This is a genomic window from Caballeronia sp. LZ001 (genome assembly GCF_031450875.1).
Classification (GTDB): Bacteria; Pseudomonadota; Gammaproteobacteria; order Burkholderiales; family Burkholderiaceae; genus Caballeronia.
Genome location: NZ_JARTVX010000003.1, coordinates 990,761 through 1,004,226 on the forward strand (window position 1 = coordinate 990,761; position 13,466 = coordinate 1,004,226).

Sequence of the window (13,466 nt, forward strand, 5' to 3'; positions counted from 1 at the left end):
GGCTGAGACACATGGGAACGATACTCACGACAATGGCCGTGCTGCTGTTCGGCGGCCTGTCCATCGGCATATGGGTTGGATTGACGCTTGCCATTACCGGGTCGCTCGCGCTATTCATTTTCAGGTCCATTCCGGTCGACCGGCTGATCGCTCAGTACGCATGGAACGTGATGACGACGCAGGAGCTGCTGGCCTTGCCGCTTTTCATCGTCATGGGCGAGATTCTGTTTCGAACGCGCATCTCGACGTCGCTCTTCAAGGGACTCGCGCCGTGGGCGAGCTTGCTGCCTGGAAAGCTCCTGCATTCGAATGTCATCGGATGCTCGATCTTCGCCGCCATCTCTGGCTCGTCGGCGGCGACGACGCAGATCGTGGGCCGCGTCACGCTTGCGGAGCTCAATCGACGCAACTACGACAAGCGGATATCCATGGGCAGTCTGGCAGGGGCGGGTACGTTGGGCTTTCTCGTGCCGCCATCGAACATCATGATCGTGTATGGCGTGCTGGCGCAGGTTTCCGTACTAAAGCTCTTCGCCGCAGGACTGATACCGGCCATTCTTCTCGCGTCGTGCTTCATGGCGTGGATCATGATTCACACCACCTGGAACAAGAGCCTGATTCCCGAGGAAGAAAGTTTCGCGACCATGCCCTGGCGCGAGCGCTTTGCATCGCTCAAACATCTTGCGCCGGTCGCGTTATTGATCGGCGCGGTTCTCGGCAGCATGTACGGCGGGCTCGTCACGCCATCGGAAGCGGCTGCGGCCGGTGTGGTCGGCGCGCTTGCCATCGCGGGCTTTCAAAAGGACCTGAGCGTTGCAAAGCTGAAGGAAGTCGGACTTGGCGCGGTAAAGACCTGTTCCATGATCGCGCTGATCATTCTCGGCGCATCCATTCTCGGCAGTGCGTCCGCGTTTCTCGGCGTGGGACAGGCGGCCGCCACGTTCGTGCAGGAACTGCACCTGTCGCCGGTTGCGCTGCTGTTCGTGCTGTTCATCGGCTATATCCTGCTTGGCTCGTTTCTCGAAGGCTTTTCGATCATCGTCATTACGTTGCCTATTGTTCTGCCGATGGTTCTCGCAGCCGGATTCAACGCCATCTGGTTCGGCATCTTTCTGGTGATCGCGGTGGAGATCGTTCAGGTTCACCCGCCTATAGGCTTCAATCTCTTCGTGATTCAAGGCATCACGGGAGAGAAGCTCTCCGTCATCACCAAGGCCACGCTGCCCTATCTCGTGCTGCTCATTCTGTTCGGCATTGCATTGATCGTGTTTCCGCAGATCGCGCTTTGGTTGCCGGAACAACTCGGCTTGAAGTGAGCATGCGCTGTTGTATCTCGCTGATAAATGGAAAATATGATGACGTCTAGGTTTGCCATCTCAGTCGATATCGGTGGCACGTTCACCGACTTCGTATTGCTGGACAGCAAGAAGAAAAGTGTCACGACCGCGAAGGTCCTGAGCACGCCCGAACGCTCGGAAGAAGCGATATTTTCCGGCTTCGAGCACTTACGCCGCGATGCGGAACTGGACCTCGCGGATTGCGATGTCTTCCTGCATGCGACGACGGTCATCACCAACGCCGTCATCGAACGCAAGGGGCACGACTTCATTTTGCTGCATACCGAAGGCTTCGGCACGACGCTTGAAACCGGCCGTGAGCATCGTTACAACGTATCGAATCTGAGGCTGGCTTTTCCGAAACCGCTGACCAAACACCGGTTGAAGGTATCGGTACGTGAACGCATTGCCTACACCGGTGATCTCGTGCGGCAACCCGACCAAGCTGAACTCATCGCGGACGTGCGCCGTCTCGTCGAGGAAACGGGCGTGACGAACTTCGCCATCTGTTTTCTGCATGCCTTTCAAAACCCCGCCAACGAGCAGTTGGTGGAAAGCTGGCTTGCAGAAGCCTTCCCCAATGCCGTCATTTCCACATCCAGCGCCGTGGCCCCGCGTTCGGGCGAGTACGAGCGCTGGATGACATGCGCCGTGAATGCGTTCACCAAGCCGTTGCTGAGTCAGTACGTGAAGCGCCTGGAGACGAGAGCCGCCGACGCGGGCTTCAATGGCCGCCTTTTGATGATGACGTCGTCCGGGCTGCCGCTGCCCATCGGTCACTGCGTCAGAGCGCCCGTCCGTTTGATCGAGTCGGGTCCCGCGGCAGGCGTTCTCGCCGCGAGAGAGATCGCCGCGCGTAATGCACCAGCGCCGCAAGACAGCGGTGCCGTGGACGATACCGTGCTCGCCTACGACATGGGCGGCACGACCGCCAAGGGCGCGTTCCTCATCGCCGGCAAGGTCGATGTGCAAGCGGGCCTCGAAGTGGCGCGCGAAGGCGCATTCGAAGCCGGCAGCGGCTTTCCGCTCATCATTCCCGCGCTCGACTTGATCGAGATTGGCGCGGGCGGCGGCAGCATCGCCGAGATCGACGAACGCGGCGCCATCTCCGTCGGACCGAAGAGTGCGGGCGCCGTTCCCGGCCCGGCATGCTATGCGCGCGGCGGACAAGCGGCGACCGTCACCGACGCGAATCTCTTCCTCGGCTTTCTCGGCGAGGCGAACTTCCACAATAGCGGCATCGACGCCACCCGGTTTGAAGCCAAGCGTGCGATTCAGCAGAACATCGCGGAGCCGCTGGGCATCTCGGTGGAGCGCGCGGCTATCGGCATTCATCGCACCATCAACGAAAACGTGGCACGCGCGTTTCGCGTGCATGCAGCGGAACTCGGTGTCGACTACCGGCGCGCCACGCTGGTCTGCACCGGCGGTTCGTCGCCCGTGCATGCGTTGCCTATTGCGCAGCTTCTGTCCATCCGGCGCGTCATCTTTCCGTTCGCCGCGGGCGTGGCTTCCGCCATGGGCCAGTTCGCGAGCAGCGAAGGGATCATCCTGCAGCAAACGAGAAAGATGAGTCTCGCCGATGTCACCGATGACGTCATCGCGCAAGAAGTCGCTCGACTCGTGCAGGCCGAACCATACGCAAGCCAGCTCGTCGATGGCGGCGCGCGGACCATCGTGAAACTCGGCATGCGCTACGAAGGACAAGACTCGGAAGTGACCGTCGAGATATCCGATGAAGGGCGTTATCTGAATGCGGCAAACATTCGCGCCAGATTCCTCGATGCCTACAAGGACATCTTCGGCCTGAAGTTTCCGGACTACGGTATCGAGATCAGCACGTGGGTGGTCGAAGTCTCCTTGCCCGAGCATCTCAAGTCCGTGCGCGACTTCAGCTACGACGCGCTCACGCCTTCAGCAAGGATGGAGAAGGAACCCAGGTCCTGCTACATCAGCGACGGCGCAACGGAAGTCTGGACCGAAGTCCCCGTCTTCAACCGATACGCCTTGCCGGTTGGCTGGAAACGCTCCGGCCCCGCGCTGATCGAAGAGAACGACACCACCATCTACGTTCCAGCGTTTGCCGAAGCACGGATTGCATCGACGCTGGATCTCATCGCGGAGCTTAAGTCGTGAATGCTACAGTCAAGATGGACCCGGTCGATGCCGGCATCATCTGGTCCCGTTTCGTCTCGGTTGCGGACGAAATGGTTTCGGCCATGGAACGCACCGCTTTCTCGACAATGGTGCGCGCGAGCGGCGACTTCTCGTGCATGATCTTCGACGCACGCGGCAAGCTGATTGCGCAAGGCGCGACGAGTGTGCCGTCGTTCACGGGAACCGGCCCCAGCACGCTTGCTCATATCCTCGATGTGTTCGACGCGGCCGCTCTGCGCGACGGCGACATCATCGTGACCAACGATCCCTGGATCGGCACGGGTCATACGTTCGATATCAACGTCGTGAAACCGGTGTTCTTCGAAGGACGCATTGCCGGATACTGCCTGACCGTTTCGCATCTTGCCGATGTCGGCGGCGTGGGAATGGGTTCGGTCGCGAAGGACGTCTACGAGGAAGGCTTCTCGCTTCCGCCCGTGAAACTCTTCGAAGCGGGCGTGGAGAATCGCTTCGTGTTCGACTTCATCAGAAACAACGTTCGCACCGTCGATTACGTGTTGGGCGACATCTATTGCAATGTCGCGGCATGCAACGTCGGCGCGCAAGGGCTCGTCAAGATTCTCGTGGAGCACAAGCTTTCCACCACCATCGACGCCGCCGATGCGATCTTCGCGCTCACGCGCAAGTCGATCAACGCGAAGCTCGAACGCATGCCCAAGGGAAGTTATGCGGCGACCATACCCGTCGAAGGCGGAAAGGACTTCCCCGACATCTCGCTCTCCGTCACCGTCACGTTGAGCGACTCCGGCTTCGCGTACGACTTCGCCGGAACGGACCCGGTGGTGAATCGCGGCGTCAACGTGCCGATCTGCTATACACGCGCGTTCTGCTACTTCTGCACGAAAGTGCTCATCGCGCCCAGCATTCCCAACAATCAGGCCATACTCGATTTCGTCACCATAGCGGCGCCCGACAACTGCATTCTCAATGCGCTCAGGCCGAACCCGACTGGTGCGCGGCATGTCTTCGGCCATTTCGTCGGACCGCTCATTTTCAATGCGCTGGCCGAGGCCTTCCCCGACGACGTTCAAGCCGACTCGGGGATGGTGTTCCAGATGAATCTTCGCGGCCAGACGCGCGCGGGAAAGCACTATTCGTCGATCTATTTTTCGGCGGGCGGATACGGCGCGCTAGCAGGTTACGATGGCCGCCCTGCCTTGCCCGCACCGGCCAACATCATCGGCGGCTCGGTTGAATTCTGGGAGCAGCAGATTTGCTGCACCTTCCTCAAGAAAGAGATACTCAGAGACTCGGGCGGGCCCGGCGAGTTTCAAGGCGGCAACGGTCAGATCTTCGCGATCAGGAACGACACGGGTCATCCCATCGAGGCATCGTTCATGGCGTCGCGGACCAAGATAGCCGCGAAAGGATTTGCAGGCGCGGGCGCCGGCGCGCATCGGCTCATCTTCGTGGACGATGTCGAGACCGATCCAAAGGCGCGCGTGCTCATTCCAGACGGCGGTATCGTGGAGATTCGCGACGCGGGCGGCGGCGGATACGGCAACCCGGATCGCAGATCGCTCGATGACATCGCAGCCGACCTCGAAGCCGGGCTGATCAGCGCGCAGTTCGTCGACGACAACTATCCCCGGCAGGCGCGTCAGCTCGCGCGCTCCGTGGGTGCATCGTGAAGCCGGCTTTTTGGCCCGATACAATGCACAACACGCACCTTCACTCAGAAAGAGAACCGACATGTCAGGCGTGATAGACCTTGGCGGCAAGTCCTTCACCAGGCGCTTCGTGCGAAGCGGAGACATCCGCTTTCATATGGTGGATGGTGGCGTCGGCCCGACGGTCGTGCTCGTGGCGGGCTTCCCGCAGACCGCTTATGCGTGGCGTCGCGTGCAACCGCTTCTGGCCGATTCCTACCGTACCATCGCCATCGATTTGCCCGGCCAAGGTTACTCGGACAAGCCCACCACCGGCTACGACACCGAGACCGCCGCCGCGCGCATCAATGGTCTCTTGCGGTCGCTGGGTGTCGAGCGTCACTTCTATGTGGGCCATGACATCGGATCGTGGATTGCTTATCCGTACGCGCATCGCTATGAGGCCGAGCTCGACGGCATCGTGTTCATCGATGGCAACATCCCCGGCATCACGCTCAGGCCCGAAGTATCGGTCACCGCGCCTTCGAACTGGAAGAGCTGGCACTTCTTGTTCAACGCGGTGGACGACTTGCCTGAAGCGCTCATTGCAGGCAAGGAGCGCGTGCTGATCGAATGGTTCTTCAACAAGAAGACCGCCAACGCAATGGCCACGTTCGAGCCTGCCGACATCGACGAATACGTCAAGGCGTATGCGTCGCTCGGCGGCCTGCGCGGCATGCTCGGCTATTATCGGGCCGTCGAAGAGGACATGAAGCAGAACCAGAAGCTCTTTGCCAGCAAGATCAAAAAGCCCGTGCTCGCGCTTGGAGGCGATGTGGGCAGCGCGCCCACCATCCATGAACTGATGAAGCCGCTCTGCGAAGACCTGAGCGGCGGTGTGATCCAAGACTGCGGGCATTACATTCCCGAAGAGCAGCCGGAAGCGCTGGCAGCGGAACTCAAACGCTTCTTCGAGACATGTCTCGGTTGATCGATGTCGATGCTGCGAATGTCTTTCGCTCTGCAATGCATTATCCTTGCCGTCATCGGGGCACGGGGGCATAGATGACGGCCGGTTCGAGAAAGAAGGAAAGCGATGAAGCCGAAGCCGTTCCGGACACGCGCCGTGTGCGCTTTCCGCCGCTCAAGTCGCTGATCGCGTTCGAAGCGGCCGCTCGGCACGGCAGCTTCACGCAAGGCGCGGAAGAGATCGGCATTACCACGTCGGCGGTGAGTCATCACATTCAGCAACTCGAAGACTTTCTCGGCGTTCCGCTCTTTCAGCGACATGCCGGGCGCGCGGTGCTGACCGTCGCGGGCCGAACCTATGCGCGCGAACTGGAAAAAGCATTCGGCATGATCGCCACTGCGACGAGTCTTATCGCGCCGCAATCGTGGGGCGGTCATCTGTCGATTGCCGTGCCCAATAGCTTCTCGGTGAAGTGGCTGCAACCGCGTTTGCAGAACTTCCTGAAAGCGAACCCGCTGTTTCGCGTTCGACTGGCGACGCTTCACACACATGAACTCGATGCCAACCGCTACGACATAGCAATTGCGCATGGGCCTCAAACGCCGGGATTGAAGCTTGCCGAACCGCTGCTCATCGAACGGCTCAGGCCGCTTTGCAGTCCGCAACTGGCGGAGGAACTCGGCCTGAAAAGCCCGAAGGATCTGGCTAAGGCCACGCTCATCCACTCCAATAATCCGCTGAACTGGGTCGATTATTTTCGGCGCATAGGCAACCTCGTCGTCAAGCCCGCGCACGACTTGTGGCTCGACCGCTCCGCCATGGCAATCGAAGCTGCGGTAAAGGGCTTGGGCGTGGTGCTGGAAAGCGAGATCCTCGCGGAAGAAGAGTTACGCGATGGCCGGTTGATCGAGCCATTCTCCGACCCGAAGTTCCACGTCGAAAATATCTCTTACTATCTGCTGCGCTCGTCGAGTCTGCGCAATTCGGCCGAAGCGGCCGTGTTTGAAAAATGGCTTCGAGCTGAATTCGAGTTGGCCAATCTAAGAACGATGTTCTGAGTGCTTGCTCAAGCCTGCGGCTTGCGTAAGGGCTTGACGCCAATCGAGTCCGGCGGCAGTCGTTCCACGCGGACGGTACTCGCATCCTATCCAGCCTGAATAGCCGCTATCGGCTATCGCTCGTGCAATCGCGGGCCATGACATGTCGCCCGTGCCCGGTTCGTTTCGTCCTGGTACGTCGGCGACCTGAATGTGCGCCACGTCACGACGATGCATGGCGAACGCATCCAGTACGTCCATGCCGCTCATTGCCGCGTGATAAAAATCGAAGAGGAGTTTGACGTTGCCTTGCGGGATGTCGCGGACGTAGGCGCTCGCCTGAGCGAGACTCTTGAGGAAGTAACCCGGCACGTCTTGCTGGTTCAGACATTCGAGCACAAAGGTTACGTTCTGCCCTTCCGCGCGCTTTGCGGCCCACGCGAGATTCGAACGAAAGACGGCTTCGGCCTCGGCTGGCGAGCAGCCGTCTGGCACTCGGCCCGCCATCAAGTGAATCAGGCTGCACTCCAGCGCGTTAGCGTAGTTCAACGCGAGATCGACACCTTCGCGAAAAACATCGACATAGCCTGGAATACAGCCAAAGCCGTTGGAGCCTACGGCCCCTCTTTCGCCCGCCGGCGTGTTGATCAACACTTGTTTCAAGTTCCACTGGCTCAACACGTTGCGAAGCTCGGTGGCATCGTAGCCATATGGCGATGCGTATTCGACTGCCGCGAAGCCATGCAACGCAGCGGCTTCGAATCGCTCAAGAAATGGCAACTCGGTAAAGAGCCATTTGAGATTAGCCGCGAAGCGTACGCGCGAAGACCGTGCAGTCATTTCAACCCCACGATCATTTCGACTTCCACTGCCGCGCCATGCGGAAGCTGCTGCACGCCGATCGCGCTTCGTGCATGCTTGCCGCGTTCTCCGAGCGTTTCGATCAATAGGCGGGACGCGCCATCGATCACCGCGCCCTGTCCGGTGAAATCCGCCGCCGATGCGACGAATCCCGTGATCTTCACGATCTGCGCAATGCGCTCATGTCCGCAAAGCGCGTGCGCGAGTGCATCTAGGCATGCTTTTGCACATAACGCTGCCGCTTCTCGTGCGTCTTCCGCCGATAAGTCCGCGCCGACCTTGCCGCTGTATTTGATCGCTCCGTGTTCGCGCGGAAGCTGGCCGCTCACGAATGCGAGATTGCCGAACACCGTAACGGGCGTGATGAGGTGACTGGGCGTTTGCTTGTCGTCTGCGCGCTGCATGAATATCGTCTCCTCAAAGAACCGTTAGGCCAAGCCGCTCATACGCGTGGCGCGCTGTATCGGAGAAAAGGGATTGCAGCAAGGCACATGCACCTTCCGATTGTGCGCGACCAGAAAACATCCCGACATAAAAGTCGGTATGGAACTGAATCTCTTCCGGAAGCGGGCCGATGATCTCGATGCCCGCCACCATGGCCAGTTCGCTCATCTGTTGAATGGCGACGTCCGCCTCGCCACGCACGATGCATTCGCCCGTAAAGCCCTTCTCGATGATGGTCGCGCGCTGATTGACCTGCTCCGCGATGCCCATCTCTTCGATCAAGGTGGCGAAATAAACGCCGCTTGCGCCGGTCTTCGAATATGCCACCGATCGCGCGTTCAACAGAACCTCGCGCAAGTCTTCAACGCTTCTTATCGACCGAGGCACGTCCCGCATAGATGCCGCTACACCCACGCCGGTTCTGACCAACCCGCGCATCGTCGGTACATCCAGTACGTTTTCAACGGCGAGACGCTTCACATAGGCGCGAGTCGCAATCAGCACGTCCGCTCTTTCACCGGCAGACACGCGCTCTTGCAGCACGTTGGTTGGATCGAACATAGCTTGCACGCGGATGCCGCTACTTCGTTCGAACGCTGGAATGACGACATCGACGAGCGCCCTCTTGACCGCGAGCGTGCTCATCATCGAAACGGCTGGCGCGAGCGATGGAGTAGGCATCGTTGAATCCATGAAGGTAAAAGACTTCAGCGCGACAAATGCAGGCGCTTCTTCAGATCGGCAACCGCGCTGCGCGGTGCGGAAAATACCGGACAACTCGCGACTGAAGTCACGGCATCGAGTGCTTGAGCGGTTGAGAAATGGGCCAGCATGATCGCGTCGTAGCCATGCAGGCTCGCGGCCTTTTCTGCGACGAGACGGTTGTGTGTGTCGCGGTCGCCCGCACGCAGCTTGTCGATTGCATCGTCGACCACGAAGGTGGCTAGCGTAGCGTGCGGGTTCATGTTCGATGCTTCCTCGAAGAACTCCGCCACCATGGTCGGCAGGGCGGGCGCGAACGTTGCGATCATCGCGATGTTTCTGCCTTCTGCAAGCGCATCGGCGAACATGGCGGTGTTCGGCTTGCAAACAGGTATGGGAAGCGCCGCGTCCGCGGCATCGATGGCGGGACCGAAGGCCGAACACGTGGCGAGGACCGCATCCGCGCCGCTTTCGTACCCGTATCGCGCGAGATTCACGAAGCGTGTCTGCAATGCGTCGGGCAGCTCTTTGCTGTCGCCTCTGGCCGAGGTCAGACCGTCGTCGAGAAGATTAGTGAGCCTGGCTACTGGCCAGTCGCGCAGGAACGCGTCGTGTATCGGCGCGATGGCAACGGGCGTGGCGTGCAACAGCACGATGGAAAGGTCATGTCTCATGGATGTCGATTCGCCGCTGGTCGGCTGTCGGGTCATGCGCCCGGCATCGATTCAAGCGTAGCGAATGACGCGTTGGCATTCCAACGCAAAGAAATCAACACCCGTTGAGTCAGAGTCACGACAGCAGGCTTCATGCGTTTATACAAGCGCGCGACTCACGCCGCCTTGCCGCCCATCACCTGTTCCTGTTCGATCCAGATCTGGCTGTCGGGAAACCAGAACGCGTCAGGCTTTGGCGGTACGGCCAAGGTAGTCGGCAAATCGGGATTGAATATCTTCGACCATGCCGACAAGTAAGAAGGCATCTTTACGAGGTATCCGCACTTCGAAAGCAGCAGGCTCGATACCAACGCTTCGCGCCCGATCTCCAAACCCGGATAACCGCTGAAGTGCACCGGCATGTCGCCTGTGGACAGCAGCTTGGCCGGTGCGACACTGACCGGGCGATTGAACGGCCACGCGCGGAAGAAGTCGATGAACGCCTGCTCATCGCTCGAAACGAAGATGTTGGTCAGATGCGGATTGAGCGCGAGGGTCTGCTCGACCAGCCGGCAGAAGTCAGCCCAGGGCAAGGTCATCGCTTCGAACTTCTTATCCGTGCCCCGGTAGTGAACACCGAGTGTCGATTGGCCGATATCGAGTTTGGCGCAGGTTGCATCGACTTCATCGCGAATGGCTGCAACCGGCCGGTAATGCGAGCGAAACAAGTCGCTCGAACTTTGCAACCGCAGACCCGCTTCATGGCGTTGCCGCAAGCCGAGTTGCACGAGATCGCGCACGGTAGAGGTTCGCACTCTGCGCGGCAACTTCACATCGCCGGATGCCCGCACGCTTTCAAAGAGCGCCGAGAACCAGTCTATTTTGCCTTCCGGGTCGCCATAGAGACCGCCGCGTGCCGAGATTTGCGGTGTCAGCCGTTTCTCTTCGCAATGCTTGAGGATGAAGAGCACCATCTGCATCACGGAAAAAAAGCCGGAGTTTTCCCTGATCTCGATAGCGAACACATTGCGATTCAGCCGCTGTCGCGCATGCAGCGACAAACGCACTGGAGCGGCGAGAGAATGCTTGAAGCCTTCACTGCGCCGAAAGCGCCTGACACGATCGACCACCGTTCGCAACATGTGCGGTCCCCGACTCGGATTTGTCTTTTGGAATGACCGTATGTTCCAGCGCTACGGTAACTATGACGGGAGAGTAGCACCGTGCAACGTGTAACGGATCGACCCTCGTCGGCGTTCTGTTGGCTAGCTAACGTGATGGGCGGGAAAAGTCACTGACGAAGTTTCAATGGCGTCCTGTCGATGCGACATCGGCGACGGAAGCGATAAACGCATTGGCCGTCATTGGCTTGCCGAGCAAAAACCCTTGGAGAATGTCGCATCCCAGTTGCGTGAGAAACGCCTGCTGTGCAGTAGTTTCGACGCCTTCCGCCACGATCCTGAGATTGAGCGTTTGTCCGAGCGCCACGATGGCCGAAACAATGGCCGCGTCTTCCGTACCGTGAGCTAGTTCACGCACGAAGCCGCGATCGATCTTGAGTTCGTTGGCGGGCAAGCGCTTGAGATAAAGCAGGCTGGAGTAGCCGGTGCCGAAATCATCGATAGAGATCTGCACGCCTTCTTCCCGCAGTCGTTGCAATACCTTGAGGCTCACTTCGACATCGCGCATGGCCGTCGATTCAGTGATCTCCAGAATCAGCGATTCCGCTGGCAGGCCATTGCGACGAAGCGCGCCGCGAACCGCTCGTACGAGACCCGAGTGAACGAACTGCAATGGCGAAAGATTGATCGCGATGGTCCACTCTGTGTGACCGCGATCGTGCCACGCCTTCAATTGCCGGCATCCTTCGCTCAGCACCCATTCGCCGATAGGCACGATCAACCCTGTCTTCTCCGCCATCGGAATGAAGCGGTTGGGCGCCATCAGTCCGTGCACGGGATGGTTCCAGCGCAATAGCGCTTCCGCGCCCACCGCCGGACCATTTGGCGCCTTGAATTTGGGTTGATAGTGCAAGGCGAGCTCACCGCGCGTCAACGCCACGCGAAGCTCGTGCGCGAGTTGCATCTGCTCGTAAGAGTCCGCATGCATCGACGGTTCGAAGAAACAAAAACCGCTACGGCCAAGGGCTTTCGCGTGATACATGGCGGTATCGGCATTGCTCAGAAGCTCTTCTTGAGTCGCACCGTCGTCGGGAAAGATCGCAATGCCCACGCTCACGGAAATCTGCACTTCCTCGCCTTCCATGCGAAACGGCTTCTCAATGGTCTCGGTCAAGCTCGCGGCGATTTGCGCGGCCACGGTTGCGTCGTCGACGTTCGAGAGCAGCACGAACTCGTCGCCGCCGACCCGCGCAATGGTGTCGTGTGACCTGACGTTGGCGCGGATGCGCTTCGACACTTCGATCAGCAACAGGTCGCCGACATGATGTCCGAACGCGTCGTTGACCGCCTTGAAGCCATCGAGGTCCATGAACATCAACGTGAAGCGGCGCTTTGCATCGCGCGCGCCATGCACCAGTTGTTCCAGTCTGTCTTCGAGCAAGACGCGATTCGGCAACTCGGTAAGGCTGTCGTGAAGCGCCAGATAGGCAAGTTCCTTGTTCGCCTCCGCGAGCGACGCCGCGAGCACGGCGGTGCGCGATTCGAGCCGCAAGTCCAGAACGGAGATGATCAGCGCGATGGCCAGCACCGAGAGTGTCACGACGATCACCACGACCGCCAGCCATCCGGTATCCGCGCCTTCCTTAGCGGCACCGCATATCGCGCCCGTGGGAAAGCGCGCGGCCGCCATTCCGGTGTAGTGCATGCCGACGATGGCAAAGCCCATGAGGAGCGACGCGCTGCCGCGAAAAAACAAGAGCCGCGACGCCTGCTGACGCAAGCGAAAGGCAATCCAGAGCGCAGCGCCCGAGGCGACGATGGCAATGGCCACCGACACAATGGTGAGCCATGGGTCGTATTCGATCGGCGGCCGCATGCGCATGGCGGCCATGCCCGTGTAGTGCATGCCGGCGATAGCCGGTCCCATCAATAGCGCCCCGATCACGATCCTGAACGCGGGCAGCGTCTTCTGACAGACGAGCCAGAGCGCGAACATCGATGCCGCGACGGCAATCAGAAGCGATGCAAATGTGATCAGCGGGTCGTAGCCCAGCTTGATGGGCAAGCTGAACGCCAGCATGCCGACGAAGTGCATTGCCCAGATTCCGAGTCCCATTGCACAGGAACCGCCGATGAGCCACCAGCGCGCCGCGGGCCCCCTGGCTTGCGCGATACGCCCTGCCATGTCGAAAGCCGTGTACGCGGCCAGGATTGCCACGAGAAGCGAGCAGACGACAAGCAAAGGGTTATATGAGTAAGCGAGCATTGAGCGCTATTTTCGCAGGCTTTCGTTGTCGCTCCCGGGTAGAGAACAGCATCGCGGTGACGAATGGAGACCTGTCATCGACAGGAGCCCATATCTTAACCAAGGCATGGACAAATCCGGGCTCTATTCATCCCATTCGTCGAAGAAAGCCTTACCCACCCTGCGACATATCCTGGACAGGGCGATGTAAAACGTTTGCTAACATCGTCATACTTTCGTTCATCTTCATATTTTCCCGACGCTGCCGTAAGCGATGCAAGAAAGAACCCGCGCTCGCCGCGTAAAGGACGGCGAGCGTCAACGACAGC

General features: G+C 59.6%; 11 protein-coding genes. 5 read left to right on the forward strand and 6 right to left on the reverse strand.

Annotated features, from left to right (window positions below; genetic code table 11):
* Positions 1-11: 11 nt before the first annotated feature.
* The 5 genes from P9292_RS09060 to P9292_RS09080 all read left to right on the forward strand — a co-directional run bounded on the left by P9292_RS09060 (position 12) and on the right by P9292_RS09080 (position 7,132).
* Positions 12-1,316 (forward strand): TRAP transporter large permease, encoded by a 1,305-nt coding sequence (locus P9292_RS09060; protein WP_250469440.1) that lies wholly within the window; start codon positions 12-14, stop codon positions 1,314-1,316.
* Between the two features lie 36 nt (positions 1,317-1,352).
* The gene (locus tag P9292_RS09065; protein WP_309958627.1) at positions 1,353-3,473 is read left to right on the forward strand and encodes a hydantoinase/oxoprolinase family protein; all 2,121 of its coding nucleotides are present in this window, start codon (positions 1,353-1,355) and stop codon (positions 3,471-3,473) included.
* On the forward strand, positions 3,470-5,146 hold the full coding sequence (locus tag P9292_RS09070; RefSeq protein ID WP_250494617.1) for a hydantoinase B/oxoprolinase family protein: 1,677 nt from the start codon (positions 3,470-3,472) through the stop codon (positions 5,144-5,146). Before P9292_RS09065 ends, P9292_RS09070 begins: the two co-directional genes overlap by 4 nt.
* Before the next feature lie 61 nt (positions 5,147-5,207).
* Positions 5,208-6,095, forward strand: a complete 888-nt coding sequence (locus P9292_RS09075) for an alpha/beta fold hydrolase (RefSeq protein WP_250527704.1) — start codon at positions 5,208-5,210, stop codon at positions 6,093-6,095.
* Positions 6,096-6,169: 74 nt separating this feature from the next.
* On the forward strand, positions 6,170-7,132 hold the full coding sequence (locus tag P9292_RS09080) for a LysR substrate-binding domain-containing protein (protein ID WP_309845644.1): 963 nt from the start codon (positions 6,170-6,172) through the stop codon (positions 7,130-7,132).
* Here P9292_RS09080 and P9292_RS09085 read toward each other — a convergent pair.
* The 6 genes from P9292_RS09085 to P9292_RS09110 form a co-directional block, all read right to left on the reverse strand.
* Positions 7,115-7,951 carry a TIM barrel protein gene (locus tag P9292_RS09085; RefSeq protein WP_309958628.1) on the reverse strand — a complete coding sequence of 279 codons (837 nt, stop codon included), beginning with the start codon at positions 7,949-7,951 and terminating at the stop codon, positions 7,115-7,117. The two genes, P9292_RS09080 and P9292_RS09085, sit on opposite strands and share 18 nt — an antisense overlap.
* The gene (locus P9292_RS09090; RefSeq protein WP_250494613.1) at positions 7,948-8,376 is read right to left on the reverse strand and encodes a RidA family protein; all 429 of its coding nucleotides are present in this window, start codon (positions 8,374-8,376) and stop codon (positions 7,948-7,950) included. Before P9292_RS09090 ends, P9292_RS09085 begins: the two co-directional genes overlap by 4 nt.
* Positions 8,377-8,389: 13 nt before the next feature.
* Positions 8,390-9,097 (reverse strand): substrate-binding domain-containing protein, encoded by a 708-nt coding sequence (locus P9292_RS09095; protein WP_309958629.1) that lies wholly within the window; start codon positions 9,095-9,097, stop codon positions 8,390-8,392.
* A gap of 26 nt (positions 9,098-9,123) precedes the next feature.
* Entirely contained in the window at positions 9,124-9,828 is a 705-nt protein-coding gene (locus tag P9292_RS09100) for an arylsulfatase (RefSeq protein WP_309958630.1), read from the reverse strand.
* A 119-nt stretch (positions 9,829-9,947) separates the two neighbouring features.
* Positions 9,948-10,913: a hypothetical protein gene (locus tag P9292_RS09105; RefSeq protein WP_250469430.1), complete on the reverse strand. Its 966-nt coding sequence runs from the start codon at positions 10,911-10,913 to the stop codon at positions 9,948-9,950.
* A gap of 163 nt (positions 10,914-11,076) precedes the next feature.
* Complete coding sequence (locus tag P9292_RS09110; protein ID WP_250494610.1) at positions 11,077-13,158, reverse strand: bifunctional diguanylate cyclase/phosphodiesterase; 2,082 nt, start codon at positions 13,156-13,158, stop codon at positions 11,077-11,079.
* Positions 13,159-13,466 lie beyond the last annotated feature (308 nt).